The organism is Caulobacter segnis (genome assembly GCF_023935105.1).
Lineage (GTDB): Bacteria > Pseudomonadota > Alphaproteobacteria > Caulobacterales > Caulobacteraceae > Caulobacter > Caulobacter segnis_B.
This window is the reverse complement of the sequence record NZ_CP096040.1, coordinates 1,821,272-1,846,462: the sequence shown is the minus strand read 5'-3', so window position 1 is coordinate 1,846,462 and position 25,191 is coordinate 1,821,272. Positions and strand designations below refer to the sequence as shown.

Annotated in this window: 24 protein-coding genes; 8 read left to right on the top strand and 16 right to left on the bottom strand. The window is 68.4% G+C overall.

What is annotated here, in order from left to right; all coding sequences use genetic code 11:
• Nucleotides 1-16 precede the first annotated feature (16 nt).
• Both MZV50_RS08965 and MZV50_RS08960 read right to left on the bottom strand, forming a co-directional pair.
• Nucleotides 17-367 carry a DUF2200 domain-containing protein gene (locus MZV50_RS08965; RefSeq protein ID WP_252634055.1) on the bottom strand — a complete coding sequence of 117 codons (351 nt, stop codon included), beginning with the start codon at nucleotides 365-367 and terminating at the stop codon, nucleotides 17-19.
• Nucleotides 368-389: 22 nt separating this feature from the next.
• Nucleotides 390-950 carry a nucleoside 2-deoxyribosyltransferase gene (locus tag MZV50_RS08960; protein WP_252634054.1) on the bottom strand — a complete coding sequence of 187 codons (561 nt, stop codon included), beginning with the start codon at nucleotides 948-950 and terminating at the stop codon, nucleotides 390-392.
• 54 nt (nucleotides 951-1,004) lie between these two features.
• Here MZV50_RS08960 and MZV50_RS08955 point away from each other — a divergent pair, with 54 nt between their 5' ends.
• Nucleotides 1,005-1,814 carry a CAP domain-containing protein gene (locus tag MZV50_RS08955; RefSeq protein ID WP_252634053.1) on the top strand — a complete coding sequence of 270 codons (810 nt, stop codon included), beginning with the start codon at nucleotides 1,005-1,007 and terminating at the stop codon, nucleotides 1,812-1,814.
• 85 nt (nucleotides 1,815-1,899) lie between these two features.
• On the opposite strand, the gene ilvC is transcribed toward MZV50_RS08955, so the two are convergent.
• Nucleotides 1,900-2,961: a ketol-acid reductoisomerase gene (ilvC, locus tag MZV50_RS08950; protein ID WP_289781911.1), complete on the bottom strand. Its 1,062-nt coding sequence runs from the start codon at nucleotides 2,959-2,961 to the stop codon at nucleotides 1,900-1,902.
• A 224-nt stretch (nucleotides 2,962-3,185) separates the two neighbouring features.
• The gene (locus MZV50_RS08945) at nucleotides 3,186-4,175 is read right to left on the bottom strand and encodes an RcnB family protein (protein ID WP_252634051.1); all 990 of its coding nucleotides are present in this window, start codon (nucleotides 4,173-4,175) and stop codon (nucleotides 3,186-3,188) included.
• Between the two features lie 113 nt (nucleotides 4,176-4,288).
• On the opposite strand from MZV50_RS08945, the gene MZV50_RS08940 reads away from it, so the two are divergent.
• From MZV50_RS08940 to MZV50_RS08920, 4 genes are all read left to right on the top strand, one after another.
• Nucleotides 4,289-4,849, top strand: a complete 561-nt coding sequence (locus MZV50_RS08940; RefSeq protein ID WP_252634050.1) for a DUF924 family protein — start codon at nucleotides 4,289-4,291, stop codon at nucleotides 4,847-4,849.
• 84 nt (nucleotides 4,850-4,933) lie between these two features.
• Nucleotides 4,934-5,884 (top strand): SH3 domain-containing protein, encoded by a 951-nt coding sequence (locus tag MZV50_RS08935; RefSeq protein ID WP_252634049.1) that lies wholly within the window; start codon nucleotides 4,934-4,936, stop codon nucleotides 5,882-5,884.
• 201 nt (nucleotides 5,885-6,085) lie between these two features.
• Nucleotides 6,086-6,925 carry a thymidylate synthase gene (locus MZV50_RS08925; protein ID WP_252634048.1) on the top strand — a complete coding sequence of 280 codons (840 nt, stop codon included), beginning with the start codon at nucleotides 6,086-6,088 and terminating at the stop codon, nucleotides 6,923-6,925.
• Entirely contained in the window at nucleotides 6,922-7,431 is a 510-nt protein-coding gene (locus MZV50_RS08920; protein ID WP_252634047.1) for a dihydrofolate reductase, read from the top strand. Before MZV50_RS08925 ends, MZV50_RS08920 begins: the two co-directional genes overlap by 4 nt.
• Nucleotides 7,432-7,441: 10 nt before the next feature.
• On the opposite strand, the gene MZV50_RS08915 is transcribed toward MZV50_RS08920, so the two are convergent.
• Both MZV50_RS08915 and MZV50_RS08910 read right to left on the bottom strand, forming a co-directional pair.
• Nucleotides 7,442-7,924 (bottom strand): hypothetical protein, encoded by a 483-nt coding sequence (locus MZV50_RS08915; RefSeq protein ID WP_252634046.1) that lies wholly within the window; start codon nucleotides 7,922-7,924, stop codon nucleotides 7,442-7,444.
• A gap of 65 nt (nucleotides 7,925-7,989) precedes the next feature.
• Nucleotides 7,990-9,009 (bottom strand): hypothetical protein, encoded by a 1,020-nt coding sequence (locus MZV50_RS08910; RefSeq protein ID WP_252634045.1) that lies wholly within the window; start codon nucleotides 9,007-9,009, stop codon nucleotides 7,990-7,992.
• A 351-nt stretch (nucleotides 9,010-9,360) separates the two neighbouring features.
• Between MZV50_RS08910 and MZV50_RS08905 the strand changes: the two genes are divergently transcribed.
• Both MZV50_RS08905 and MZV50_RS08900 read left to right on the top strand, forming a co-directional pair.
• Nucleotides 9,361-10,272: an SMP-30/gluconolactonase/LRE family protein gene (locus tag MZV50_RS08905; RefSeq protein ID WP_252634044.1), complete on the top strand. Its 912-nt coding sequence runs from the start codon at nucleotides 9,361-9,363 to the stop codon at nucleotides 10,270-10,272.
• Nucleotides 10,273-10,381: 109 nt separating this feature from the next.
• On the top strand, nucleotides 10,382-11,179 hold the full coding sequence (locus MZV50_RS08900; protein WP_252634043.1) for an SDR family NAD(P)-dependent oxidoreductase: 798 nt from the start codon (nucleotides 10,382-10,384) through the stop codon (nucleotides 11,177-11,179).
• A gap of 52 nt (nucleotides 11,180-11,231) precedes the next feature.
• Here the strand turns inward: MZV50_RS08900 and MZV50_RS08895 are convergent, their stop codons facing one another.
• The 5 genes from MZV50_RS08895 to MZV50_RS08875 form a co-directional block, all read right to left on the bottom strand.
• On the bottom strand, nucleotides 11,232-12,323 hold the full coding sequence (locus MZV50_RS08895; RefSeq protein ID WP_252634042.1) for an NADH:flavin oxidoreductase: 1,092 nt from the start codon (nucleotides 12,321-12,323) through the stop codon (nucleotides 11,232-11,234).
• Between the two features lie 139 nt (nucleotides 12,324-12,462).
• Nucleotides 12,463-13,674 (bottom strand): acyl-CoA dehydrogenase family protein, encoded by a 1,212-nt coding sequence (locus MZV50_RS08890; protein WP_252634041.1) that lies wholly within the window; start codon nucleotides 13,672-13,674, stop codon nucleotides 12,463-12,465.
• Nucleotides 13,675-13,679: 5 nt separating this feature from the next.
• Nucleotides 13,680-13,970: a putative quinol monooxygenase gene (locus tag MZV50_RS08885; protein WP_252634040.1), complete on the bottom strand. Its 291-nt coding sequence runs from the start codon at nucleotides 13,968-13,970 to the stop codon at nucleotides 13,680-13,682.
• Nucleotides 13,971-14,072: 102 nt separating this feature from the next.
• Complete coding sequence (locus MZV50_RS08880) at nucleotides 14,073-14,372, bottom strand: hypothetical protein (protein WP_252634039.1); 300 nt, start codon at nucleotides 14,370-14,372, stop codon at nucleotides 14,073-14,075.
• A gap of 105 nt (nucleotides 14,373-14,477) precedes the next feature.
• On the bottom strand, nucleotides 14,478-15,173 hold the full coding sequence (locus tag MZV50_RS08875) for a J domain-containing protein (protein ID WP_252634038.1): 696 nt from the start codon (nucleotides 15,171-15,173) through the stop codon (nucleotides 14,478-14,480).
• Nucleotides 15,174-15,442: 269 nt separating this feature from the next.
• On the opposite strand from MZV50_RS08875, the gene MZV50_RS08870 reads away from it, so the two are divergent.
• Entirely contained in the window at nucleotides 15,443-16,261 is an 819-nt protein-coding gene (locus MZV50_RS08870; RefSeq protein ID WP_252634037.1) for a hypothetical protein, read from the top strand.
• A gap of 116 nt (nucleotides 16,262-16,377) precedes the next feature.
• Here MZV50_RS08870 and MZV50_RS08865 read toward each other — a convergent pair whose 3' ends face one another.
• The 5 genes from MZV50_RS08865 to metH form a co-directional block, all read right to left on the bottom strand.
• On the bottom strand, nucleotides 16,378-17,841 hold the full coding sequence (locus MZV50_RS08865) for a GH1 family beta-glucosidase (RefSeq protein ID WP_252634036.1): 1,464 nt from the start codon (nucleotides 17,839-17,841) through the stop codon (nucleotides 16,378-16,380).
• Nucleotides 17,842-17,907: 66 nt separating this feature from the next.
• Nucleotides 17,908-20,079, bottom strand: a complete 2,172-nt coding sequence (locus MZV50_RS08860; protein WP_252634035.1) for a bifunctional diguanylate cyclase/phosphodiesterase — start codon at nucleotides 20,077-20,079, stop codon at nucleotides 17,908-17,910.
• Nucleotides 20,080-20,143: 64 nt separating this feature from the next.
• Nucleotides 20,144-21,244 (bottom strand): M48 family metallopeptidase, encoded by a 1,101-nt coding sequence (locus tag MZV50_RS08855; RefSeq protein WP_252634034.1) that lies wholly within the window; start codon nucleotides 21,242-21,244, stop codon nucleotides 20,144-20,146.
• Nucleotides 21,245-21,254: 10 nt separating this feature from the next.
• Complete coding sequence (locus MZV50_RS08850; RefSeq protein WP_252634033.1) at nucleotides 21,255-22,340, bottom strand: YjgN family protein; 1,086 nt, start codon at nucleotides 22,338-22,340, stop codon at nucleotides 21,255-21,257.
• A gap of 91 nt (nucleotides 22,341-22,431) precedes the next feature.
• Nucleotides 22,432-25,104 carry a methionine synthase gene (metH, locus tag MZV50_RS08845; protein ID WP_436792214.1) on the bottom strand — a complete coding sequence of 891 codons (2,673 nt, stop codon included), beginning with the start codon at nucleotides 25,102-25,104 and terminating at the stop codon, nucleotides 22,432-22,434.
• Nucleotides 25,105-25,191: the final 87 nt, after the last annotated feature.

Here is a 25,191-nt window from a genome sequence, read left to right as displayed (position 1 = left end):
CTTCCGAGAGCGGACCTCACCCCCGCAGGATCTTCTCCATCGCCTTGCCCTTGGCCAGCTCGTCGATCAGCTTGTCCAGGTAGCGGATCTCGCGCATCAGCGGCTCGGCGACCTCTTCCACGCGGACGCCGCAGACCAGGCCCTTGATCTCGGCGCGCGCGGGGTTCAGCGCGGGGGCCTCGGCGAAGAAGGTCGTGAAGTCGGTCTTCCGGGCCAGCTGATCCTCGAACGCTTCGGGCCCGTAGCCGGTCAGCCACAGGATGATCTGGTCGACCTCGGCCCGGGTCCGCCCCTTGCGCTCGGCCTTGGCCACGTAGAGCGGGTACACGCTGGCGAAACTGGTCGTGTAGATCCGATGTCCAGCCATTGTTCCTCCCACCCCTCCCGTCCTACTCCGCGTACAGCGCCAGCGCCTGCAGGCACAGCTCCAGGCCGGTCAGGTCGCGCAGCGGGTCCGGGGTGACGATCACGAACAGGCGGCGAGCCTCGCCCCACAGCATGACGGTCTCGGGCAGGCCGTTGTCCTCGATCACGCAGCCGTCACCGTCACGCCAGACGCCGGTCTCGTCCAGGGTCGCGCCCAGGATGGCGTCGACGCGGGCGACGTATTCGGCCTGGACCTCGCTAGTCACGTTCAGATAGGCGAAGGTCGGCTTGCCCAGGCCAGCCAGCACCCCGGCCTCGAACACCGCGGCGGTGTCGGCCGAGGGTCCTCGGAACGGCGTCAGGTTGATGACCCCCGCGTCGGCCTGGCGCAATTGCGCCATGCGGGCGGCATAGAACTGGCGGGCTTCCAGCTCGTCCCCGCCCTGGCCCGGCGGCATGGCGGCCGGGGTCAGGGGCTCGAGGCCGGCTTCCAGGCAGAGCGCCCTTTGCCGGGCGGTCTGGGCTTCGGTGTCGGGGAGCCAGGCCTCGGGGCCGGCCAGCCATAGGGAACGGACAGGACGCATGCGTCTTTACGTCTGGCTCCGGGGCCACGGTGTCAATGTCTGTTGGACGACGGAATGAAGTTGATCGCGCGAAGAACCTTGCTGGCCGCCGGCCTCGCCATCGTCGCCACGCCTGTCCCGACGCGCGTCCGGGCCGCCCCCGCCCAGCCCTGGATCGCCTATGAGCGCCGTCTGCGCGGCCTGCTGGGCGATCCGCCGGACGGCGACTTCGACCCGGACTTCGAAGAGACCCTGCTGGACCTCAACAACATCTTCCGGCGTCGCGAGGGGCCGTCGCCGCTGGCCTGGGACCGGGGCCTGTCGCTGGCCGCCCGCGCCCACGCCGCCGACATGGCCGTCACCGGCGTGTTCGACCACGTGACCCGAGAGGGCTATTCCGCCGCCAGCCGCGTCGGCCTCCTGGCCCGCGACCTGGTCGGCGCGCCGGGCGAGAACATCGCCATGCGCCTGAACGCGTCCGGCGCGGTGCGGCCCGACCAGATCATGGGTCAGTGGCGCGACAGCCCCGGCCATCGCGCCAATCTGCTGCAGCCGGGCTTCACCCATGTCGGCTACGGCGTGCTGCGCCAGGGCCCGCGCGTCATTGCGGTCGGGGCCTATGCCGAGGTCGCCGCCCGCCTGGCCGGCCCCGCCCCGCTCCGGGTGGGCTCCAGCGACGAGATCGCCCGCGCCCTGTCGAACGCCGCTCCGGCGATCCGGCAGTTCTCGGTCTCCGAACCCGGCGGAGAGGTGCTGACCACGACCTATGTCGAAGGCCGCCCGCCCAGCGTGCTGGCTCCCGGCGCCTGGCAGCTGCGCCCGCACCTGTCCTCCGGCGAGCACCGCTATCAGGTCGCCTGGGGGCCGGTGTTCGTGCTGGGGTGAGACGCAAACGAAAACCCCGGCCGCTTGGGAGCGACCGGGGTCTCGTGGGATTTACTCGGTACTAAAACGCGATGGCCGTGAGGCCTTAGTTCTTGGTCTGGTCGACCAGCTTGTTCTTGGCGATCCAGGGCATCATGTCGCGCAGGCGACCGCCGACTTCCTCGATCTGGTGCTCGGCCGAACGGCGGCGCGTGGCCTTGAACGAGGGCTGGCCGACCTGGTTTTCCAGCATGAAGTCACGGACGAACTTGCCCGACTGGATGTCTTCCAGCACGCGCTTCATCTCGGCCTTGGTTTCCGGCGTGATGATGCGCGGACCCGTCACGTACTCGCCGTACTCGGCGGTGTTCGAGATCGAGTAGTTCATGTTGGCGATGCCGCCCTCGTACATGAGGTCGACGATCAGCTTCAGCTCGTGCAGGCACTCGAAATAGGCCATTTCGGGCGCGTAGCCGGCTTCCACCAGCACTTCGAAGCCGGCGCGGACCAGCTCGACGGTGCCGCCGCACAGGACGGCCTGCTCGCCGAACAGGTCGGTTTCGCACTCTTCGCGGAAGTTTGTCTCGATGATGCCCGAGCGGCCGCCGCCGATGGCCGAGGCGTAGGCCAGGCCGAGGTCGTGGGCGTTGCCGGTGGCGTTGTGATGCACCGCGATCAGGCAGGGCACGCCGCCGCCCTTCTGGTACTCGCCGCGCACGGTGTGACCCGGGCCCTTCGGCGCGACCATCAGGACGTCGATGGTGTCCTTCGGCTCGATCAGGCCAAAGTGGACGTTCAGGCCGTGGGCGAACAGCAGGGCCGCGCCGTCACGGATGTTGGGGGCGATGTCGTGCTTGTAGATCGCGGCCTGATGCTCGTCCGGAGCCAGGATCATGATCAGGTCGGCCCAGGCGGCGGCCTCGGCGACGGTCATGACCTTCAGGCCTTCGCCTTCGGCCTTCTTGGCGGTCGGCGAACCGGCGCGCAGCGCCACGGCGACGTTCTTGATGCCCGAGTCCCGAAGGTTGAGAGCGTGCGCATGACCTTGCGAACCATAGCCTACGATCGCGATCTTCTTGTCCAAGATGCGGGCGATGTCGGCGTCGCGGTCGTAGTAGACGCGCATGTTTTTTCTCCAGGACTGGTCAATCAAGGTCGCCCGACGCAACGTCGTAGCGACAAAGGCCGGGCGTTTGAGCGTTTTTTTGCCGTTTCGTCAAGGTGAAGCCGACAGAACGCCGAAATGCCAGGGCCTTCGCGGCCACGTTTTAGTCGCTCGCGCGATCGCGCGCCATGCCGGCGCCGGAAAAGGGTGTCCGGCGGTCGCGCGGCGGGGCCAAAGAAACGGGGCGGAGGATCGCTCCTCCGCCCCGCCTCGACCGCTCGCGAGCGTCACCAGAACAGGTCGTAATAGACGCTCAGGACCTGGCCGCTCCAGACATCGACCAGGATGGCGTTGTCGCCGACCCGGACCCACTCGCAGCCGATCGGCGGCTGCGGCAGGTCGTAGCGCCACCAATCCAGATAGTACGAGCTGCCATACCAGCCGCCGGGCAGGTAGTCGCCGAACGACCAGCTGCGGACATACCAGCCGCGTGGATAGCGGTAGGCCGGAACGCGATAGCGCTGCGCCGCGTGGAAGCTGGGGCGATAGCTGTAGCGGTCGTAGTGCGGACGGCCACGGTCGCGGTCACGAAACTGGCCCTGGCCCGGGCGACGATCGCCGCGATCCCAACCGCCGCGATTGTCGTTGCGGTCGCCTCGGTCCCAGCCGCCAGGACGGCCGTTGTTGCGGTCCCAGCCGCCGGGACGGTTCTGGTCGCGATCGCCGCGATCCCAGCCGCCGCGATCGGGGCGGTTGTCGTTGCCGCGACCATCATTGCCACGACCATCATTGCCACGGGGGCCGCGATTGTCGTCGCGGTTCCAGCCGCCGGGGCGGTTGTCGTTACGATTCCAGCCGCTGGCGGGGTTGTTCTGCGGTTGAGGCTGGGTCTGAGGTTGGGGCTGGGTCTGAGGCTGGGGTTGCGGACGATCGCCGCCCCGGTTCCAGTCCGGCCGGCCGCCACGGTCGCCGCCGCGATCGCCGCGATCCCAGCCGCCATTGTTCTGCGGCTGGCCCTGGGGCTGAGCCTGAGGACGATCGCCGCCGCCACGGTTCCAACCGCCGCGATCGCCGCTGCGGTCGCCGCCTTGCCGCCCCTCACGATCGCCCCGATCGGCGCCGCCGCGATCGCCGCCACGGTCTCCCCTGGGGCCGTCGCCGCCACGCTGGTCGCGCTGCGCCTGCTGCTGGCCAACCACCGCGCCGGCGGCCCCGGCCTGGGCGGCGGCGCCGCCCAGTAGCGAGAGCACCATCGCAGTCGTGATCAGACGTTTCATTTCTTACTCCGAGGGCCTTGAAGCGCGGCCCGGGCTTGTCCCTTGATAGCAGTCTCGGACTCGCCGGATGAACCGGGCTTGAACGGAAGAATAGCGCCTGAGGAGGCCCCCCGATGCGCGCGCATCCCAACGATGTCGTCCATTTCTGGCGCCAGGCCGGCCCCCGCAAGTGGTTCGCCAAGGACCAGGCCTTCGACTCCGCCATCGCCCTGAAGTTCGAGCAGACCCACTATCGCGCCTCGATGCGCCGCTACGACGGCTGGGCGGAGACGGCCGAGGGGGCGCTGGCCCTGCTGATCCTGCTGGATCAGTTTCCGCGCAACATGTACCGCGACACCCCGCACGCCTTCGCCACCGACCCGCTGGCGCGGATGTTCGCCCACGAGGCCATCGCCGCCGGCCACGACCAGGACCCGTCCATCGAGGCGGACCTGCGCCGGTTCTTCTACCTGCCGTTCGAGCATTCGGAATCACTGGTCGACCAGGAATTCAGCGTCCAGCTGTTCGCCGCCCTGCAGGCCGACACCGGCGACGAGGAGTCGATGAAGTACGCCCTGATCCACCGCGACATCATCGCCCGGTTCGGCCGTTTTCCGCACCGCAACGCCGGCCTTGGTCGCAAGACAACCGACGCCGAGCGCGAATTCCTCGACGAAGGCGGGTTCGCGGGTTAACGGGCGGCTCAATCTTGGCGCGACCGGGCGTCGCCTGTAGGGTGGGGCCGCAAGTCCGGGGACCATTTCGGGGAATACCAACGTATGAAAGCTATTCGCAGCGCGCTGGCCATGGGCCTGGCGCTTACCGCCCTGACGCCGGCGACCACCTTCGCCCAGGCCAAGGCCAGCAAGGGCCAGCAGATGCAGACCCAGGCCTCCGGCGAGGTGCCGCGGTGCTCGCGCAAGCTGGGCACCCTGTCGATCGTCGACGGCGATGATCCTCGCGGCTGGACGCAGTACAACCTGGCCTCGCCGCAGAAGGTGCTGCGCGCCATCGTCCAGCGGTCGGGCTGCTTCAATCTGGTCGATCGCGGCGTCGGCCTCAGCGCGGCCGAGAAGGAACGCAACATCGGCGGCAATCTGGGCCTGCAGCGCGGCAGCAACGTCGGCCAGGGCCAGGTCAAGGCGGCCGACTACGTGCTGGTCGCCGAGGTCCAGGGCAGCAACAGCAATGTCGGCGGCGGCGCGGTGGCCGGCGCCATCGGCGGCATCATCGGCGGTCGCGTCGGCGGCCTGGTCGGCGGCATCAAGACCAAGAAGCTGGAAGCCAACACCGTCCTGTCGCTGACCAATGTCCGCACCACAGAGACCACGTCGGTGGCCGAGGGCTACGCGGTGAAGAACGACATCGGCTGGGGCGCCGGCGGCGGCATCGGCTGGGGCGGCGCCGTTGGCGGCGGCTACGAGGACACCGACATCGGCCGCATCGTCACCCTGTCGTTCATCAACGCCTATTCCAAGATGATCGGCGACCTGGGCCTGCTGTCGGAAGCCGGTCCGGCCGCCGCGGCCGCGCCGACCAAGACCTTCGCCGCCCAGCGCCCGATCGCCATGCGCGCCACCCCGGTGGCCGGCGGCAAGCTGATCCGCACCCTCCCCGCCGGCGCCATCGTCTATCCGACCGGCAAGCAGCAGGAGCTGTGGTGGGAAGTCGCCGACGAAAACGACAACGTCGGCTGGGTGCTGAATACCGGCCTGGCGCCGAGCAAGTAATCCAAATCGTGTCATCCTGGACGGCCCTAGGGCCGATCCGGGACCCAGGGGCCGGCGCCGCGCGGTTGCCCCTGGATCCCGGGTCTCCGCTTAACTGCGGCCGGGATGACACGCATTTGATGGAAAACGCTAGCGGTCCTGTGGACGGCTCGAGACGCCGCAGTGTTCAACGCCGCGATTCGCGACCACAATTCGTGCGCCATGCATGAAGCCGTCCTCGCCCCCGCAAAAGCCGCCGCCGACCATCCCGAGCGGCAGTACCTGGCCCTGCTCGCCGACATCCTCGAGCACGGCGTCCAGCGCGGTGACCGCACGGGCACCGGCACGCTCGGCGTGTTCGGCCGGCAGATCCGCTTCGATCTGGCCAAGGGCTTCCCCGTCCTGACGACCAAGAAGCTGCACCTGCGCTCGATCATCATCGAGCTGCTGTGGTTCCTGAAGGGCGACACCAACATCGCCTATCTGAAGGACAACGGCGTGCGCATCTGGGACGAGTGGGCCGACGAGAACGGCGACCTCGGCCCTGTCTACGGCAAGCAGTGGCGCTCGTGGGCGACGCCCGACGGCCGCGTGATCGACCAGATCTCGGCCCTGGTCGAGAACCTGAAGACCAATCCCAGCAGCCGCCGCCACATCGTCACGGCCTGGAACCCGGCCGATGTCGACGACATGGCCCTGCCGCCCTGCCACTGCCTGTTCCAGTTCTTCGTCGCCGACGGAAAGCTGAGCTGCCAGCTCTACCAGCGCAGCGCCGACGTCTTCCTGGGCGTGCCGTTCAACATCGCGTCCTACGCCCTGCTGACGCTGATGGTCGCCAAGGTCGTGGGCCTGCAGCCGGGCGAATTCGTCCACACCTTCGGCGACGCGCACCTGTATCTGAACCACCTCGACCAGGCCCGCGAACAGCTGAAGCGTGAACCGTTCGATTTCCCGACCATGAAGATCGCCGACAAGCGCGACCTGTTCGGCTTCGAATACGAGGACTTCACGCTGGAGGGCTACCAGGCCCACCCGCACATCAAGGCCGAGGTTTCGGTTTGATCCACCTCGCCATCGTCGTCGCCCGCGCCGCCAACGGGGTGATCGGTCGGGACGGCGACCTGCCCTGGCGACTGAAGTCGGACCTGGCCCTGTTCAAGGCCAATACGCTGTTCAAGCCGATCATCATGGGCCGCAAGACCTGGGACAGCCTGCCCCGCAAGCCGCTGCCCGGCCGCACCAATATCGTTCTGTCGCGGGATCAGAGCTTCGAGCCCGAAGGCGCGATCGCCTGTGAGACCTGGATGGAAGCTGTCCAGATCGCCAAGGAGCAGGCGGCGGACGACGGGGCCGAGGAGGTCTGCGTGATCGGCGGCCACGCCCTGTTCGAGCTGGCCCTGCCGAAAGCCAAGCGTCTGTACCTGACCGAGGTCGCCGCGCGGGTCGAGGGCGACGTCCGCTTCCCCGACTTCGACGAGAGCGCCTGGACCGAGGTCCGCCGCGAGGAACACCCCGCCGGCGAGGGCGACGATCACGCCTTCGTCTTCAGGGTGCTGGAACGGCGCTAGAGCCTGCCCGTCACGACTTCCAGGGCCATTTGAACCCCCGCTTTCGCGGCGGTGAAGGCTTTTCGGGAGCCGGCGCGCTGTCTTCCGACATCAGCCTGGGCGTCTTCTCCAGGTTCGCCAGCTTGCGCGTCTTCAGCAGCTTGCCCGTGCAGGGCTGGAACACGACCTCGACCTCGCCGCCCTGATCGAGGGCGGGCATGGCGTACTTGGCCGGGCCGATCCGCTGGGCGGCGATCACGGTGTTACCCTTGTCATCCTTGCCCCAGGCGATCCGCTTATGGACCGCGGTGTCGCCGAACCGCTTCTGGAGATCGCGATCGAAGGTCTTGTGGATCGCGCGGTCGACGATCGGGGCCCAAGCCTCGTTCGTCATCGCCGGACAGCTGGGCCGCGTCGGCATGGCCGCCGACTTCGACCACGGCGCAGAGGGAAGGTCCGCGCAGCCCGTCAGCATCAGCCCCGCCGCCGTCACCGCCATCACAGATGCGCGCATCCTCGAGAATCCCCTATCCGTACTTCGCCCCACGCTCACCGCGAAATCGTGGCGCGCGCAAGGCCTCAGTCATCGGTGAAATAGTCCGCGATCGCCGCATCCACGGTTTCCAGCTCGAACTTCGGCGAGGCCGCGCGCTCCAGGGCCCGGCGGATCTGCCAGGCGCCGCGGCCGACATGCACGCCCATCCCGCGCAGTTCGGCGACGATGGCCTCGCGGGTCACCTCGTCGACCGACCTGTTGTTCTCCAGCCGCGCCTGATCCAGCCGCCAGCCGAAGAAGGCGTCGGGCGTCAGCTCGACCACCGCGCCCGGCGCGGGCAGCCACTCGTAGATCGCGCTCTGCCGGTCGACGGCGTGGTCGACATAGTTGGCCAGGCAGTTGCGGTAGCGTCGGGCCGCGTCGCGAATGGCGGCGGCGGTCTCCAGGGGGCGCAGGCGCTCGGTGCCCGGATGGGGCGGCGGCGGCAGTTCGCGGCGGAAGTCGTCGGCGACCAGGGCGAACAGCGCCTTGGGCGTGGGAACATGGCCCCAGGCCGCCACCCGCTGGGCCAACAGGTCGGGCGACAGGCGCTTGGCCAGCACCGCGTGGGCCTCGGCCAGCAGGGTCGCCTGGGCGGGCGTGACGCGCAGGGCGACGCCACCGATCTCGCGCACGTCGGCCGGCAACGCCGTAAGGGCGCGAACCAGGTCGGGCGTGATCGCCTCGGCGTGGCGCAGGGTCTTGGCCGGCGCGGGATCGGCCAGCAGATGGACCAGGGCGCGATAGTCCTCGGGCGCCCAGGCGATCTCGCCCAGGTGTTCGAGGGCCCGGCGCAGGCCATCGGGCGCGACGCCCTCCAGAGTCAGGCGGATGGCCTTGCGCATCGGCAGGTCCATCAGGCGCGTGACGTCGATCGGCGGCCCGCCCAAGGGCTCGGCCGCCAGCATCAGGCAGATCAGGTGTCGCCGCGCCGCCGTCGCGGTGACGAACGGTGCGTGCGGCGCGGGCCACAGGGCGGCCAGCACCTCGGCGTAGGGCGGCGCGATCAGGCGCAGCAGAGGCGAGGCGACAAGGGTCGAACTCGCGAGAGACTGGACGGTCATCTAAGAGCTCCGGCGGCGGCCGGAACGGCCGCGGCTAGCGGTAGGTGCGCAGGGGGCGGGCGACGGATCGGCGGCACGGCTTCGACGGCGCGCGCCAACCCGCCTTCGGCGGTGCGTTGGTCTGGGCGGCGGCGAGGGTCATGCGGCGGATCGGCTCCCTGGAGCTTGGATGAGGGCGTGCTGATCCCACGATCGACGACTCGCCACAAGCCCCGCGAACGTCGTTATCGCACGCGTGGCGGTTGCTGTGGCCCGCGCGACACGGTTACCCGAACGGCGCCCTAGCGAGGTTCAAACGGGCGTTTATAGTCATCCCCAGCGCCCGTTCAGAGGCGGCAAGGGAGATGCGCTATGGACATCCAGCTGGTCACCGACGGTCTGCTATTCCCCGAGGGCCCGGTCGCCATGGCCGACGGTTCGGTGATCCTCACCGAGATCCAGGGCCAGCGCCTGACCCGGGTCTGGCCCGACGGTCGCAAGGAGACGGTGGCGAACACCGGCGGCGGTCCCAACGGCGCGGCGATCGGCCCGGACGGCGCGATCTACGTCACCAACAACGGCGCCAGCTTCCAGTTCTTCGAGGCCAACGGGCTGAACATTCCAGGCCCCACCCCGCCGGAGCACACGGGCGGTTACATCCAGCGGGTCGACCTGAAGACCGGCGCGATCACCACCCTCTACACCGCGTGCGACGGCAAGACGCTCGTGGGTCCCAACGACCTGGTCTTCGACAAGCAGGGCGGCTTCTGGTTCACCGACCACGGCTGCTCGACGCCCGAAGGCAAGAAGTATGGCGCCCTGTACTACGCCCTGCCGGACGGCTCGAAGATCGTCCGCTGGCGCGATCACTTCGTCTCGCCCAATGGCGTGGGCCTCTCGCCCGACGAGAAGACGGTCTACATGGCCGACACCATGCTGGGCCGCCTGTGGTCGTTCGACGTGGCCGCGCCCGGCGTGCTGGCCGATCCCCTGCCCCTGCAGCCTGGCAACGTGGTCTGCAACCTGCCGGGCTACCAGTTGCTGGACAGCCTGGCGGTCGAGGCCGGCGGCAAGGTCTGCGTGGCGACGATCATCAACGGCGGGATCACCGCCTTCGACCCGGACGGCTCGACCGAGCACTTCGCCTTCCCGGACGTGATCGTGACCAACATCTGCTTCGGCGGCGAGGACATGCGCGATGCGTGGATCACGGCCTCGGGCACCGGCCAGCTCTACAAGTGCCGCTGGCCGCGTCCGGGGCTGAAGCTGAATTTCAACGCCTAGGGTGTGCGTGGACTTGTGCGTTCAATTCACAAGTCCTGTTCCGGGCTAAGGCGTAGTTTGACGGCGCAGCCCTCCCATCTGAGGCTCCGTCAAACAATGGAGCCCAGCGATGGACCTGAAACTGAACGACAAGACCGCGCTGGTGACCGGCGCGACGGCCGGGATCGGCCTGGAGATCGCCCGCGCCCTGACCGCCGAGGGCGCCAAGGTGTTCGTCACCGGCCGCACCCAGGACAAGCTGGACGCGGCCGTCGCCGACATCCGCGCCTCCCTCCCGGGCGGCGCCAAGGTCGAGGGCGTGCTGGCCGACGCGGCCACCGCCGAGGGCGCCGCGGCGATCCTCAAGGCCCTCCCCAGCGTCGACATCCTGGTCAACAACCTGGGCATATACGAGATGAAGGCCTTCGCCGACATCCCGGACGAGGACTGGCTGCGCCTGTTCGACGTCAATGTGATGAGCGGCGTGCGCCTGTCGCGCGGCTACTTCCCCGGCATGCTGGAACGCAACTGGGGCCGGGTGATCTTCATCTCCTCGGAGTCCGGTCTCGCGATCCCCGGCGAGATGGTCCACTACGGCATGACCAAGAGCGCCCAGTTGGCGGTCGCCCGCGGCATGGCCCAGCAGACCAAGGGCACCGGCGTCACGGTCAACTCCGTCCTGCCCGGCCCGACCCGCGCCGCCGGCATCTTCGAGTTCCTCAAGAGCGTCTCGGCCAATCCGGACGGCACGCCCCAGGAGCACGAAGCCGAATTCTTCGAGAAGCACCGCACGTCGTCGCTGCTGCAGCGGATGATCGAGCCCCAGGAGATCGCCAGCCTGGTCGCCTACGTCGCCAGCCCGCTGTCGGCGGCCACCAACGGCGCCTCGCTGAAGGCCGAGGGCGGCCTGGTCACGACGATCGCTTAGACCGTCAGGCTTAAAATCCTCCCCCTAGCGGGGGAGGATTTGTTGCGCCGCCCTAGTACAGCGTCCCCAGCGCCGCGCGTTCGAAGTTCTTCAGTTCGTCGTTGCGGCCGTCGCGGATCTTCACGACCCACTCGGGATCCTGCAGCAGGGCCCGGCCGACGCCGACCAGGTCGAACTCGCCGCGCTCCAGGCGTTCCAGCAGGCCGTCGATCGAGGCGGGCTGGCTGCCCTCGCCGCCGAACGCGGCGATGAACTCGCCCGACAGGCCCACCGAGCCGACGGTGATGGTCGGGGCGCCGGTCAGCTTCTTGGCCCAGCCGGCGAAGTTGAGGTCGCTGCCCTCGAACTCCGGCTCCCAGAAGCGGCGTTGCGAGCAGTGGAAGATGTCGGCGCCGGCGTCGGCCAGCGGCTGCAGCCAGGCTTCCAACAGCTGCGGCGTCTCGGCGTTCTTGACCGCGAAGTCCTGCTGCTTCCACTGCGACAGGCGGATGATCACCGGATAGTCGGGACCGACGGCGGCGCGCACGGCCTTGAGGATCTCGGCGGCGAACTTGCTGCGCTCGGCGATGGTCGGGCCGTTCAGGTGGTCGTCGCGGACATTGGTGCCGTTCCAGAAGAACTGGTCGATCAGATAGCCGTGGGCGCCGTGCAGCTCGATGGCGTCGAAGCCCAGGCGCTTGGCGTCGGCGGCGGCCGTAGCGAAGGCGGCGATGGTGTCGGCGACGTCCGAGTCGGTCATCGGCGTCGTGAAGGGCTCACCGCCGGCCTTGGAGATGCCCGAGGGGCTATCGACCTTGCCCAGCTTGTCCTTCCCCTGGGCCGAACCGACGTGCCACAGCTGCGGGGCGATCAGACCGCCCGCGGCATGGACCTCGTCGACGACCTTCTTCCAGGCGGCCAGTTCCTTGTCGCCGTGGAAGCGCGGGATGTTGGCGTCGTTCAGCGAGGCCGGACGGGCCACGCCCGTGCCCTCGGTGACGATCAGGCCCACCTGCCCTTCCGCGCGGCGGCGGTAGTAGGCGGCGACATCGTCGGTGGCCACGCCGCCCGGCGAGAACGACCGCGTCATCGGCGCCATCACCACCCGGTTGGGCAGCTTCAGCGACTTGAACTGGAAGGGCTTGAACAGGGCGTCGAGCGACATGGGAGGGTCCGAAGCGAATTAGGTTGCGCGCGATCCAAACACTTGTTCGCACCGCGCGCCAGACAGAAAAACTGGAACACCCACAGTTATCGTCACCCGACCGCGGCTCGGCGGTGAGCCGGGATGAGGAGGATCTCGATCACAGCCCCAGCACCATCTTGGCCATGATGTTGCGCTGGATCTCGTTGGAGCCCGCGTAGATCGAGGCCTTGCGGTAGTTGAAATAGGCCGGCGCCGCCGGGGCCGCGTAGTCGGGTCCGGCCCGGCCCTCGTTGCTCTGGCTCCACGTATCCTGGACGAACGGCGCGGCGTAGGTCCCGACCGCCTCCAGGGTCAGCTCGGTGATCGCCTGCTGGTGCTCGGAGCCCACGCATTTCAGCATCGACGAGGCCGGGCCGATCGCCTTGCCGGTGGTGCGGCCTGAGAAGATCCGCAGCTCGGTGGCGTTCAGCGCCGCCACCTGGATCTCCAGATTGACGATCTTCTCGCGGAAGGCCGCGTCGTCGATCAGCCGCCCGCCGTCGTCGGCCCGCTCCAGGGCGGCGATGCGCTTGACCTTGCCCAGCATGTTCATCAGGCCCGGCGCATAGGCGTTGCCGCGCTCGAACTCCAGCAGGTACTTGGCGTAGGTCCAGCCCTTGTTTTCCTCGCCGATGCGGTTGGCGACCGGCACGCGGACATTGTCGAAGAAGACCTGGTTGATCTCCTGCTCGCCGTCGGGCGGGCCGTCCAGGGTGGGCAGCGGCTTGATCTGGATGCCCGGCGTGTCCATGCGCAGCAGCAGGAACGAGATGCCCTCCTGAGGCCGCCCTTGGCTGGACGTGCGGACCAGACAGAACATCCATTCGGCCCACTGGGCGTGGGTGGTCCAGATCTTGGAGCCGTTCAGCACATAGTCGTCGCCGTCTCGCTCGGCCTTCATCTGCAGGCTGGCCAGGTCCGAGCCCGAGCCCGGCTCGGAATAGCCCTGGCACCACCAGATGTCGGACCGCAGGATCGGCGGCAGGTGCTGGGCCTTCTGTTCGTCCGAACCGAACGCCATGATCACCGGCGCGACCATCTTCAGCCCCATCGGCGAGGAGGTCGGCACGCCGGCCAGGCTCATCTCCATGTTGAAGATGTAGCGCTGCGAGGGCGTGAAGCCCGCCCCGCCCAGTTCGACCGGCCAGTCGGGCGCGGCCCAGCCGCGCTCGAACAGCTTCTTCTGCCAGGCCACTTGGCCGGCCTTGTCCAGATAGCCGTTCTTGGACTGGGAGAGCTGCTTCTTCAGGCCGTCGTCATAGGCGGTCGCGATCCAGTCGCGGACCTCCCGCTGGAAAGCCAGATCCTCGGGCGAGAAGGCCAGGTCCATGCGCCCTACTCCACCGCGTCGAGATACTCGATGACGGGCGCGGCGGCCATGGTCGGCCCCATCGCCGCGCCGGCGGCCTTGAAATAGTCCGAGCCGCCGTGGGCCTTCAGGGCGTCGGCCGAGGCGTACAGCTCCAGCACCTTGTAGACGCCCTCTTCGGTGCGCGACTTGGTCAACTGGTACATCAGGCAGCCCGGCTCGTTGGCCTTCACCTTGTTCTGCAGGCCCAGGAACACCTTCTCGAAGTCCGCCGACTTGTCCGGCTGGACCTTCAGGGTCGCGACGACACCGATCATGCTTGCCTCCCAACGTTTGTTTGAAAGGCAAGATGAGGCGCCGATGAGCGGGGAGCAAGGGGCGCGTGAGATCCCTCTCTTACAGAGAGAGAAAAAGCTTCCTTACGGGCGCTCGTTCCAGCCGTAGGCGACCCACGAGTGGCCGCCGACGTTGCGGGCTTCGATCAGGCCGTCGTCGGCCTGGGCGGGCTTGCGGCCGCGTAGAGCAAAGGCGGCCAAGCCAAACAGGGCGCTGCCGATGAAGCCGACCACCACCACGGTGGCGGCGAAGACCACCGCGAGCACCGCTCCGATCACCACGGCGGCCGACGTCGCCAGGGCGCCGGTGATCCAGGCCAGGTTCCGTAGGGGCGAAGCAGCGACGGTGCTCATCGTGTTCCTTTCGTTCGCGCTGATGCTCAATGAAGATAGTCATCAGCGCTGAATGATGACTGAACACCCGCCGGGCGCGGATGAAAAGTCTTTTCCGCCCCTTAGGGACGGGACGTCTTAAGACAGATTGTCTCGTCAACCCGCCGCGGCAAGACCCAGTTCCCGCCGTTCGCGCATGACCGTCGAGAAGGCGGCGTTGATGGCGGCGGCCTTGGCCTCGGCCACTTCGATGAACTCGGTCGGCAGGCCCCGGGCCCGAGCGCGGTCGGGGTGGGCGCTGGACAGGGCCGATTTCCAGGCGCTGCGCACCGTGGCGTCGTCGGCGTCGGCCGGCACTTCCAGGATGGCGTAAGGGTCGTCGGCTCCGACGCCCAGATGGGTCGCGCGCAGCCGACGGAAGGCCAGGGGCGACATGCCGAACAGGGCGGACACCCGCGCCAGATAGTCCAGCTCGTCCTGAGTCACGACTCCGTCGGACTTGGCGATGTGGAACAGGCCGTCGACCACGTCCTCCAGCAGCTGCGGGCAGCTGGAATAGCGCTTGGCCAGCCGCTTGGCGTAGCTCTCGAAACCGTGGGCGGTCTGGCGGGCCAGTTCGTAGAAACGGTGGATGTTCGGTTCGGACGCCGGGTCGGGCTGGAACACTTCGGTAAAGGCGGCGAACTCGTGCCCGTCGGCGCGGCCGTCGACCTTGGCCAGCTTGGCTCCCAAGGCGGTCACAGCGGTCGAGAAGGCCGGGTCCTCGCCAGGCAGGCCGGCCGGGCACTCGGTGCAGTCGGCCAGATCCAGACGGCGGGCGGCGATGCTCGCGATGTTGCGCCAGAAGGTCATGAAGCGCCTCGAAACCAGCGACGAATGGTTGAACTACGCATGACGGGGCGAAGCGGATCACCTCGTCACCGCGCTTCTAGCACAATGAGAATGATCGTTCACATGACTTTCCCGCAATGCGGCGAAAGGTCATTCCCTTAAGGTGGAGCGTTTCGCCGGCTCGTTCGTTTTACGGCTCAGCTTGCACCAGATCGATCACGCTAAGGTCCCATTCCGGACCGAAATGCTCTAGTCACGACGCTTCGTAATTCGAAAGGACTTCCGCCCGCATGGCGAACGCCCTCCTCCTCGCTCTCGCGCTTCTGGCCCAGGACAGCCAAACGGGGGGGCAAGCGGCCGCCCAAGGCCCGAATGCTCCGCCAACCGACGAGTATGGCTATGTGGCCTGGTGCTACGGCGCCCTGGGCGGCTACGCCAATCTCTACGACCGCGTGATGCCGGAGGTGACGCGGATCGAGAAGGCGTTCCCGGGCCCCGACGGCGTCGCCGCTTCGCTGAAGACCTATCCGGAACTGCGCGCCCAGGCCCAGAAGGACCTCAAGACCTTCGCCTCGGCGATCACCGCGGCCGAGAAGGCCAGTCCGCGCCCGATCTCGGAATATGGCGGCGCCCAGGTCAAGCGCGGCGCGGCCATCTGGCAGGGCGCCGACTCGGTGAGCAAGGCTCGCCTGGCCCAGATGTGGATGAGCTGGAGCCCGCCAGGCGACTGCGAGAAGCGCGCCAAGACCCTGGAGACCAAGTCGACCATCCTGGGCAAGGCGCTGAACTTCAACAGCGCCTCGGCCACGACCCAGGCGCCGCCCCCCGAGACGCCCGCGCCGCAACCGGAAGCGCCCGCGCCACAGCCGGCCGCGGAAGCCGCTCCGCCCGCTCCGGCTCCCGAACCCGTCGCGACGCCCAAGGCCGAGCCGGCCAAGACCGCTCCCGTGAAGGCCGCGAAAGCCGAGACCAAGCCGGCGGCCAAGAAACTGCCCCCGATCGGCGGCAACGAGGTGATCGTCGATCCGGTCAACCCGATCCCCTGCGCCGGCAGCCTGGTCCCCGCCAAGCGCGGCGGCCGCGACGTGCTGATCTGCAAGGGGGATTAGCACCGGAAATCCTCCCCCTAGCGGGGGAGGTGTCGGCTCGAAGAGACGACGGAGGGGGGGAAGAGGCCGGCTCTCCAACCCTTCCCCCTCCGGTCGCTCCGCGCCCACCTCCCCCGCTAGGGGGAGGATGGCAACACCCCGCTCTCCGCCAGCGTCTTGAACCACGCGTAGGACGCCTTGGGCGTGCGCACGCCGGTCGTCCGGTCCATCGCCACCAGCCCGAACTTGGACGTGTAGCCCAGGTCCCATTCGAAGTTGTCGATCAGGGTCCATTCGAAATAGCCGCGCACGTCACAGCCGGCCTCGCGGGCGGCCAGCACCGCCTCGAGATGGCGGCGCAGATAGGTGATGCGGAACTGGTCGTCCAGGATGGCCGGGCCGGTCCCGAACGGGTCCGAGCAGCCGTTCTCGGTGACCAGCGTCTTGGGCGCGCCGTATTCGCGGCGAACGCGGTCGAGCATCTCATAGAGGCCCGACGGGTCGATGTGGCGGCCGAAGGCGTCCAGCTCCGCGCCCTTGGGCGGGGCGGCCATGGCGATCTTGCCAGGCGCGGCCAGATCCAGCCGCACATAGACCGGCGCGTAGTAGTTTACCCCCACGAAATCGACCGGCTGGCGCATGGTGGCGAGATCGCCGTCATGGACGACGCCGCCCTTCAGGAAGTCGTCCATGGCCTTGGGGTAGGTCCCCTTGAGCAGCGGATCCAGCCAGGCCTTGTTCCACAGCGCGTCCAGGCCGTCGGAGGCCAGGCGATTCCAGACCGCCCATGGGCCGCCCGCCGGCCGGCAGGGCTGCAGCGCCAGGGTGGTGCCGATGTTGAGGTCCCGTCCTCCCGCCCGCAGCGCCTGGATGGCCAGCCCCTGGCCCAGGTTCATGTGGTGGACGACCTTGCCCAGCAGGTTGACGTCCTTCAGCCCCGGGGCCTGTTCGCCCAGCACGTGGCCGACGACGGCGTGCACGGCGGCCTCGTTGAGGATGATGTAGTTCTTCAGCCGATCTCCCAGTCGCCCGACCACGGCCTGGGCGTAGTCGGCCAGCCGCAGGGCGGTGTCGCGGTTGGCCCAGCCGCCCTTGGCCTGCAGCGCCTGGGGCAGGTCCCAGTGAAACAGCGTGGCGTAAGGCGCGATCCCCTTGGCCAGCAAGGCGTCGACCAGTCTGGAATAGTGATCCAGTCCCGCCGCGTTCACCGCGCCCTCGCCCGTCGGCAGGACTCGCGACCAGCTGATCGAGAAGCGGTAGGCGTCCAAACCCGCCCCGGCGATCAGATCGACGTCCTCCTGAAAGCGGCGATAGCTGTCGGTGGCGACCGTCGCGTCCGAGCCGTCCTTGACGTGGCCGGGGACCTTCTCGAACACGTCCCAGACACTGGGCCCGCGCCCGTCGACATCCTGCGCCCCTTCGGTCTGGAAAGCGGCGCTGGCCACGCCCCGGATGAAGTCCTTCGGAAACTGACGGCTCTTCGGCTTCAGGTCGGTTTCGGCCGGCCTCTCGCACCCCGAAAGCCCCATGGCCGCGCCGCCCAAGACCCCGCCGAGCGCGAGCCCTCCCAAGGCTCGGCGGCTGACACCTGACCGTTCCATCATCCCCTCCCCGTTTGTTCGTTGAGGGGAAGGATGCGGGGCGGCTCCGCGTTTGACTAGCAAAAGCTAGCGCACGGTCTCGCGCGCGCCAGCGATCACGTCGCCGATGGCGTCGGCCGGCATCGGGCGTCCCAGCAGGAAGCCCTGGAACTCGGCGCAGCCCAGCTTGATCAAGGCGTCCAACTGGCCCTGGGTCTCGACGCCCTCGGCCGTGGTCTTCAGGCCCAGCGACTTGGCCAGGCTGACGATGGCGCTGGCGACCGCCAGGCTCTCGCTATTGCCCGGCAGGCTGGAGACGAACGAGCGGTCGATCTTCAGCTTGTCGATCGGATGGCGGCGCAGATAGGCGAGGCTGGCGTAACCGGTGCCGAAGTCGTCCAGGGCCAGGCGGAAGCCCAGGCGCTTGAGGCGACGCAAGGCCTCGTGGACGCCGTCGCTGTCCTTGAGCAGCGCGGTCTCGGTGATCTCCAGCATGAAGACGTCGGCGCGCGCGCCGGTCTCGGCCAGGACGGCGACCATGTCGTCGACAAAGCCCGGGTCGGCCAGCTGCAGCGCCGAGACATTGACCGAGACCTCCAGCCCCGACCAGCGCAGGCTGTCGTAGCAGGCGCGGCGGAACACGGCCGAGCCGACCGCGCCGATCAGGCCGCAGGACTCGGCAAGCGGGATGAAGATGGCCGGCGCGATCTCGCCGCGCTCGGGATGGGTCCAGCGGGCCAAGGCTTCGACGCCGATGATCTGGCCCCTGGCGTCGGTCAGCGGCTGGTAGGCCACCTTCAGCGCTTCGGTCTCCAGGGCCGTGCGCAGGTCGCGCTCCAGGCCTTTGCGCAGGCGCAGGGCCGCGTCCATCTCGGGTTCGAAGAAACAGTAGCGGCCGCGGCCGCCTTCCTTGGCGCGGTACAGGGCGACGTCGGCCTGGCGCAGCAGCTCGGCCTGGCCCTGCTCGGCGTCGGAGACCACCGCCACGCCCACCGAGCACGACAGCTCGGCGCGGCCGATGGTCAGGTCGACCTCGCCCGACAGGCCCTCGACCACCCGCTGGGCCAGAGCCGCGGCCCCGGCCGGGGTGGTGTCGGGCTGGATGATGGCGAACTCGTCGCCGCCCAGGCGGCAGATGGTGTCGGTGTCGCGGCAGATGGTCTTCAGCCGGCGCGCGACCTCGCGGATCAGCTGGTCGCCGGCGTCGTGGCCATAGCTGTCGTTGACTTCCTTGAACCGGTCGAGGTCGATGCACAGCACGCCCAGCAGACCGGACTTGCGACGCAGCAGGGCGTGGGCGTGGACCAGGCGGTCGGTGAACAGGGTGCGGTTGGCCAAGCCGGTCAGCGGGTCGTGCAGCGACAGGTGTTTGGCCTCGGCTTCGCTGAGCAGCAGCTTCTTGACGGCGCGGCGGGTGGTCCGGAACAGCAGGATCGAGCCGACCACGGCGGCCAGCAGGGCCGCGCCCAGAATCGGCGAGGCCGATCGCAGCAACTCCTCGCCCGGCTTGCGGGGCGTCCAGCGCATCACGATGCGGCGGCCATCGGCGGTCTTGCCGATCACGCGCTGGGCGGCCGGCGTCGCCAGTTGCGTGTCTTGGACCACCTGGATGCGGGCGTCGTGCAGCAGGAAGCGGTCCGAGAACGCCTTGACCACGCTGTCGGCGACGGGCGTGCCGGTGACCAGCAGCGGCGCGCGCGGCCCCCGCGTCCTGGCCTTGAGGTCGGGTCGGACCAGCGACACCGTGATCAGCATCGGGTCGTCGCCGACCAGGGTGACGCGGCTGCGGTGCACGGCGCGCAGTTCGGCGACCTTCTTGGGATCCGCCTCGATCTCGCGGACCTTCTCGATCAGCCGCGTGGCGCGGCCGCCGTAGCGGGCGTAGGCGGTCGGCGGGACGTCCTTGCCGGCGACATGGCCGTAGATGGACTTGTTGTCTGCGTCGAGTACGAACACCACCTCGTTGCCGAGGGCGCCGCCGACCGACTGGCCGATGTTCTGGCTGGCCCAGGCCGGATCGAACCGGTTGTCCAGCTTGATGATCGCCTCGTCCCAGATGATGTAGGGATTGAGCGCGGCCTGGATTTCCTTGGCGCGCTGGCGAAGGCCGTTGCCGACCAAGGTCTGTTCGTAGTCGCGCTCGCGCGTGTCGGCGTGGCGGGCCGCGATGGTCAGGGCGAAGCCGGCGAGCAGGATCATGCCCGCCGCCATGCCGGCGACCAGGCCAAAGATCTTCAGCTCGATATTCCTGCGGTCCATCCCATTCCCCTGAGATGGCGCATCCTTCACCCGAACGGTTGCGGAAATCCTTATTCCGTAAGCTCTACCGCACGTCGTTACGCGATTTGGGTTTTGGCGGAGGCAAGACGCGGCACACCCGATCCAGCACATCCCATTCGTCGTCGGACAAAGCCGGCCGCCCCGGCCGGACCGCGCGGCGGGCCTTCTCGGCCCGGCCGGCGGTGTCGGGGTGGGTCTTGAACCACTCCGCCGCCTGGCGCAGACGCGGGTCGTCGCCGCGATTGGCCATCCGCCCGAAGAAGTCGGCCATTCCCTGGGTCGAGACGCCCTCGGCCTGAAGGATCTGGATGGCCCGGTCGTCGGCCTCCGCCTCCAGGGCGCGGCTGAAGCGATAGTCGGCGAAGCCGCCGGCCAGCACGATCAGCTGTTGCCCGGCGCCGCTGCCGCCGCCGACCACGGCGTCCAGCAGCAGGCCCGCCCCCATCGCGCGCCAGGCGGCCTGCATGGCGTGGCGGCGCTCGACATGGGCGATCTCATGCGCCAGCACGGCGGCCAGTTCATCGGGCCCATGCGCCTGCTGGATCAGCTCGCTGGTCACCAGGATCGTGCCGCCCGGCAGAGCGAAGGCGTTGACGAAGGGCGCGCGCACGGCCTTGACGCGGATCGGGAACGGCGCGTTCGCAGCCTCGCCCAAGCGCTGTCCCAGGTCCCGCAGCAGAGCGGCCGAGTCCGAACCGTCCCAACAGGCGCGAAACGGCACGCTGAGCTGCTTTTCCATGTTCGCGCCGAACCGGGCCTCCAGCGCCAGCGGGGTGCGTGCGGCCAGCGGCCGCGCGGCCATCGGCACGCCGATGAACACCACGGCCGCGAAGGTCAGGCCCGCGGCCACTAGGCCGCCGACCAGCCGCCACTCACGCCCCCTGCCCCGCCGCGCGATGGCCTCGGACGAACGCCCGGCCAGGGCGCGCCAGGCTTCCGCGTCGACCACCAGACGGGCGTCCTCGTCGGCGCGGGACAGCCCGTAGCGGCCGTCCGAACGCGAGATCTCGCGCACCTCGTCCAGCGGCCAGTCGACACCGGTCGCGGCGTCCTCGACCGCGCGGGCGATGACACGACCGCCTTCGATCGTGACCTCGACCGCCCAGGGCCGGGCGACGCGGCCGTCATACAGCTGCCCTTGCACGTCAGTGCCGTCAGAACGGCGAGACGTCGAAGGCGTCGGCCAGGCCCTCGCCGGTCTTGGGTCCGCGCGGCGCCTGATGCGCCTCGGCCAAGGCGACCGTTCCCTCGGCCGAGAGGCGCGAGATCAGGAACTTCACCGTCCGCGCCATGGCCACGGGCTGCAGGAAGCCGAGGCTGAGCAGCACGATCAGGATGTTGCTGATGGTCAGGCCCAGCAGCTCGCCGCCCTTCACGTCCAGCCGCAGGCGCGCCTCACCGATCCTGATCGAGGCGCCGATCTCCCGGAGGACGGCGGCGTGATAGGGCACCGAGGCCAGCACCACCATCAGGGTGTAGACCAAGGCGTAACCGTAGATCTTCAGCACGAAGGCCGCGCCGGGCTCGACGCCCGTCCGCCCGGCCTTCACGGCCATCGGGATCATCAGCGCCAGCAACGCGATGTAACCGGCGAAGCCCACGACCCAGGCGATCGCGAAGGGGCCATACAGATTGTTCTGCTCGGCCCGCTTCCAGCTCAGTGGCTGATCGCCATAGGCCATCTGGCTCCAGATCCGCTCGGACAGGCGCATGGTCATGGCCGGGCTGAACCAGCCCAGCGAGACCGCATTGACCAGGCCATAGCCCAGATACACCAGGCCGTAGTTGGTGGCCTTGCCGCTCAGGTGGAACCGCACGCCGCGCCAGATCGTGCGGCTGGCCTGGTAGCGGTAGGTCATGAAGATCGCCATGCCGATCAGCATGATCATCACGATGTAGACCGGGATCAGCAGCAGGGTGAACAACGGGCTGACGAATTGGATGGCCAGGATCAGCGCCAGATAGGGCACGCCGACGAACAGCGTCGCCAGCAGGAAGCCCATGAACAGCTCCTTGCCCCGGCCGGTATATTCGAAGGGCTCGCCGTTCAGGGTGACGTGCGACCACACGCGCCGCCGCACCTCGGTCTTGCCCCAGAAGCGGTACAGCGTCAGCGTGACGATGTTCAGCAGGCCGTTCTTCAGGCTCAGGCCGATGAAGCTCTTGGGCTCGATCGTCTGGCCAAAGGTCAGGGTTTCGCCGGCCGCCGGCGTCGTTACAGGCGAAGTCGCGCCGTCCATGAAGCTTCCCGAGTTTACCCGTCCGCCTGGAGTGCGAACGCGGCGAGCCTCCTGGGATTTCAGCGCCAGGTCAACCTCAGATAGCGACCCGTCAGGCCGCAGCGTCGCGCGACCGCGCCGCCGGATCGTAGTTGAGGATCGGCGACAGCCACCGCTCGGCCGTGGCCACGTCCCAGCCCTTGCGGCGGGCGTAGTCCTCGACCTGGTCGGCGTCGATCTTGCCGACCCCGAAATAGTGCGCGCGCGGGTGGCTGAAATAGAGGCCCGAGACCGCCGCGCCGGGGGTCATGGCGTAGCTCTCCGTCAGCTTCAGGCCCGTGGCCGCCTCGGCGTCCAGCAGCTTGAACAGCGTGCCCTTCTCGGTGTGGTCGGGCTGGGCCGGATAGCCGGGCGCGGGACGGATGCCCTGGTACTTCTCGGCGATCATGACCTCGGTGTCCGCGGCCTCGTCGGGCGCGTAGCCCCACAGCTCAACACGGGCCTTGTAGTGCAGCCACTCGGCGAAGGCCTCGGCCAGGCGGTCGGCCAGGGCGCTGGCCATGATGGCGCTGTAGTCGTCGCCGGCGTCCTTGAAGGTCTTGACGATCTCGTCCTCGCCATGGCCGGCGGTGACGGCGAAGCCGCCGACATAGTCCGCCCCCTCGCCGATCGGCGCGACGAAGTCGGACAGGGCGACGTTGGTCTTGCCCTCGCCCTTGTCCATCTGCTGGCGCAGGGTGTGGAAACGGGAATACTCGGCCGTGCGGGTCTCGTCCGTATACAGCACGATGTCGTCGCCCTGGGCCTGGGCCGGCCAGAAGCCGATCACGCCCTTGGCCCCGAACCATTTCTCGGCGATCACCTTGTCCAGCATGGCGCGGGCGTCGCGGTAGAGGTCGGTGGCGGCCTGGCCGACGATGTCGTCCTCCAGGATCTGGGGATAGCGGCCGACCAGCTCCCAGCTGGCGAAGAACGGCGACCAGTCGATGAACGGCTCCAGCTCGGCCAGGCTCGGCTCGAAGGTCCGCGTGCCGATGAAGGCCGGCTTGGGCGGGACGTAACCGCTCCAGTCGATGTCGAAGGCGCGCTGGCGGGCCTGGCCGATCGAGGCGCGGGCCTTGGTCGTCTGGCCGCGCGCGTACTGCTCGCGCACCTTGACGTATTCGGCGCGGGTCTCGCCGATGATCCGGTCACGCTCGCCCTCGGACAACAGGCCCGAGACCACGCCCACCGCGCGGCTGGCGTCGACGACATAGGTCGTGGGACCCCGGCGATAGGCCGGCTCGATCTTGACCGCGGTGTGGGTGCGGCTGGTGGTAGCGCCGCCGATCAGCAGCGGGATGTCGAAGCCCTGGCGCTCCATCTCGGCGGCCACGAACACCATCTCGTCAAGCGAGGGCGTGATCAGGCCCGACAAGCCGATCATGTCGACCTGATGTTTCCTGGCTTCCTCGAGGATCCGGTCGGCGGGCACCATGACGCCCAGGTCGACGACCTCGTAGTTGTTACACTGCAAGACGACGCCGACGATGTTCTTGCCGATGTCGTGGACATCGCCCTTCACGGTCGCCATCAGCACCTTGCCGGCGGCCTTACGCACCTGGCCTTCCTTCTCGGCCTCCATGAACGGCATCAGCCAGGCCACGGCCTGCTTCATGACCCGGGCCGACTTCACGACCTGGGGCAGGAACATCTTGCCCGCGCCGAACAGGTCGCCGACGACGTTCATGCCGTCCATCAGCGGGCCTTCGATGACGTGCAGCGGACGCTCGGCGGCCAGGCGCGCTTCTTCCGTATCGGCCTCGATGAACTCGGTGACGCCGTTGACCAGGGCGTGGGTGATGCGCTCGCCGACCGTGCCGTCGCGCCAGGCCAGGTTGACTTGCTGGGCCGCGCCCTTCTCGCCCTTGTAGCGCGGGGCCATGTCGACCAGGCGCTCGGTATTGGTCTGGACCGGATCGCGCTGCGGGCGGTTGAGGATCACGTCCTCGACGGCCTCGCGCAGCACCGGGTCGATGTCGTCATAGACCGGCAGGTCGCCGGCGTTGACGATGCCCATGTCCATGCCGGCGTTGATCGCGTGGTACAGGAACACCGAGTGGATCGCCCGCCGCACCGGCTCGTTGCCACGGAAGCTGAACGAGACGTTCGACACCCCGCCCGACACCCGAGCATAGGGCAGCATCTGCTTGATGCGCCGCGTGGCCTCGATGAAGTCGACGGCGTAGTTGTCGTGCTCCTCGATCCCCGTCGCCACGGCGAAGATGTTGGGGTCGAAGATGATGTCCTCGGGCGGGAAACCGACCTTGTCCACCAGCGTGTTGTAGGCCCGCTCGCAGATCTCGACCTTGCGCGCCTCGGTGTCGGCCTGGCCGACCTCGTCGAAGGCCATGACCACCACCGCCGCGCCGTAGCGCAGGCACAGCTTGGCCTGTTCGAGGAACTTCTCCTCGCCTTCCTTCATCGAGATCGAATTGACGATCGCCTTGCCCTGGACGCACTTCAGCCCGGCCTCGATCACCTCCCACTTGGAACTGTCGATCATCACCGGCACGCGGGCGATGTCGGGCTCGGCGGCCATCAGGTTCAGGAAGGTGACCATCGCCTGCTGGCTGTCCAGCAGGCCTTCGTCCATATTGACGTCGATGACCTGGGCGCCGGCCTCGACCTGCTGGCGCGCGACCGACAGCGCCTCGGGATAGAGGCCGTCGATGATAAGCTTCTTGAACTTGGCCGAGCCGGTGACGTTGGTGCGCTCACCGATGTTGACGAAGACGGGTCTCATGGTCGGTCGATCCAAATAAACCCGCCTTCCTCGCCCTTGTGGCGAGGACCCAGGGCGCCGCTAGCTCAGCGCCTGGAACGTCGGGCT

What these genes read in the sequence shown, in the direction of transcription:
- MZV50_RS08905 (WP_252634044.1), top strand. Translation starts at nt 9,361, where the DNA reads ATGGACATCCAGCTGGTCACCGACGGTCTGCTATTCCCCGAGGGCCCG.
- MZV50_RS08935 (WP_252634049.1), top strand. Translation starts at nt 4,934, where the DNA reads ATGAAAGCTATTCGCAGCGCGCTGGCCATGGGCCTGGCGCTTACCGCC.
- metH (WP_436792214.1), bottom strand. Translation starts at nt 25,104, where the DNA reads ATGAGACCCGTCTTCGTCAACATCGGTGAGCGCACCAACGTCACCGGC.
- MZV50_RS08925 (WP_252634048.1), top strand. Translation starts at nt 6,086, where the DNA reads ATGCATGAAGCCGTCCTCGCCCCCGCAAAAGCCGCCGCCGACCATCCC.
- MZV50_RS08960 (WP_252634054.1), bottom strand. Translation starts at nt 950, where the DNA reads ATGCGTCCTGTCCGTTCCCTATGGCTGGCCGGCCCCGAGGCCTGGCTC.
- MZV50_RS08900 (WP_252634043.1), top strand. Translation starts at nt 10,382, where the DNA reads ATGGACCTGAAACTGAACGACAAGACCGCGCTGGTGACCGGCGCGACG.
- MZV50_RS08895 (WP_252634042.1), bottom strand. Translation starts at nt 12,323, where the DNA reads ATGTCGCTCGACGCCCTGTTCAAGCCCTTCCAGTTCAAGTCGCTGAAG.
- MZV50_RS08965 (WP_252634055.1), bottom strand. Translation starts at nt 367, where the DNA reads ATGGCTGGACATCGGATCTACACGACCAGTTTCGCCAGCGTGTACCCG.
- MZV50_RS08875 (WP_252634038.1), bottom strand. Translation starts at nt 15,173, where the DNA reads ATGACCTTCTGGCGCAACATCGCGAGCATCGCCGCCCGCCGTCTGGAT.
- MZV50_RS08870 (WP_252634037.1), top strand. Translation starts at nt 15,443, where the DNA reads ATGGCGAACGCCCTCCTCCTCGCTCTCGCGCTTCTGGCCCAGGACAGC.
- MZV50_RS08865 (WP_252634036.1), bottom strand. Translation starts at nt 17,841, where the DNA reads ATGGAACGGTCAGGTGTCAGCCGCCGAGCCTTGGGAGGGCTCGCGCTC.
- MZV50_RS08860 (WP_252634035.1), bottom strand. Translation starts at nt 20,079, where the DNA reads ATGGACCGCAGGAATATCGAGCTGAAGATCTTTGGCCTGGTCGCCGGC.
- MZV50_RS08890 (WP_252634041.1), bottom strand. Translation starts at nt 13,674, where the DNA reads ATGGACCTGGCCTTCTCGCCCGAGGATCTGGCTTTCCAGCGGGAGGTC.
- MZV50_RS08885 (WP_252634040.1), bottom strand. Translation starts at nt 13,970, where the DNA reads ATGATCGGTGTCGTCGCGACCCTGAAGGTCCAGCCGGACAAGTCGGCG.
- MZV50_RS08940 (WP_252634050.1), top strand. Translation starts at nt 4,289, where the DNA reads ATGCGCGCGCATCCCAACGATGTCGTCCATTTCTGGCGCCAGGCCGGC.
- MZV50_RS08955 (WP_252634053.1), top strand. Translation starts at nt 1,005, where the DNA reads ATGAAGTTGATCGCGCGAAGAACCTTGCTGGCCGCCGGCCTCGCCATC.
- MZV50_RS08915 (WP_252634046.1), bottom strand. Translation starts at nt 7,924, where the DNA reads ATGCGCGCATCTGTGATGGCGGTGACGGCGGCGGGGCTGATGCTGACG.
- MZV50_RS08945 (WP_252634051.1), bottom strand. Translation starts at nt 4,175, where the DNA reads ATGAAACGTCTGATCACGACTGCGATGGTGCTCTCGCTACTGGGCGGC.
- MZV50_RS08850 (WP_252634033.1), bottom strand. Translation starts at nt 22,340, where the DNA reads ATGGACGGCGCGACTTCGCCTGTAACGACGCCGGCGGCCGGCGAAACC.
- MZV50_RS08910 (WP_252634045.1), bottom strand. Translation starts at nt 9,009, where the DNA reads ATGACCGTCCAGTCTCTCGCGAGTTCGACCCTTGTCGCCTCGCCTCTG.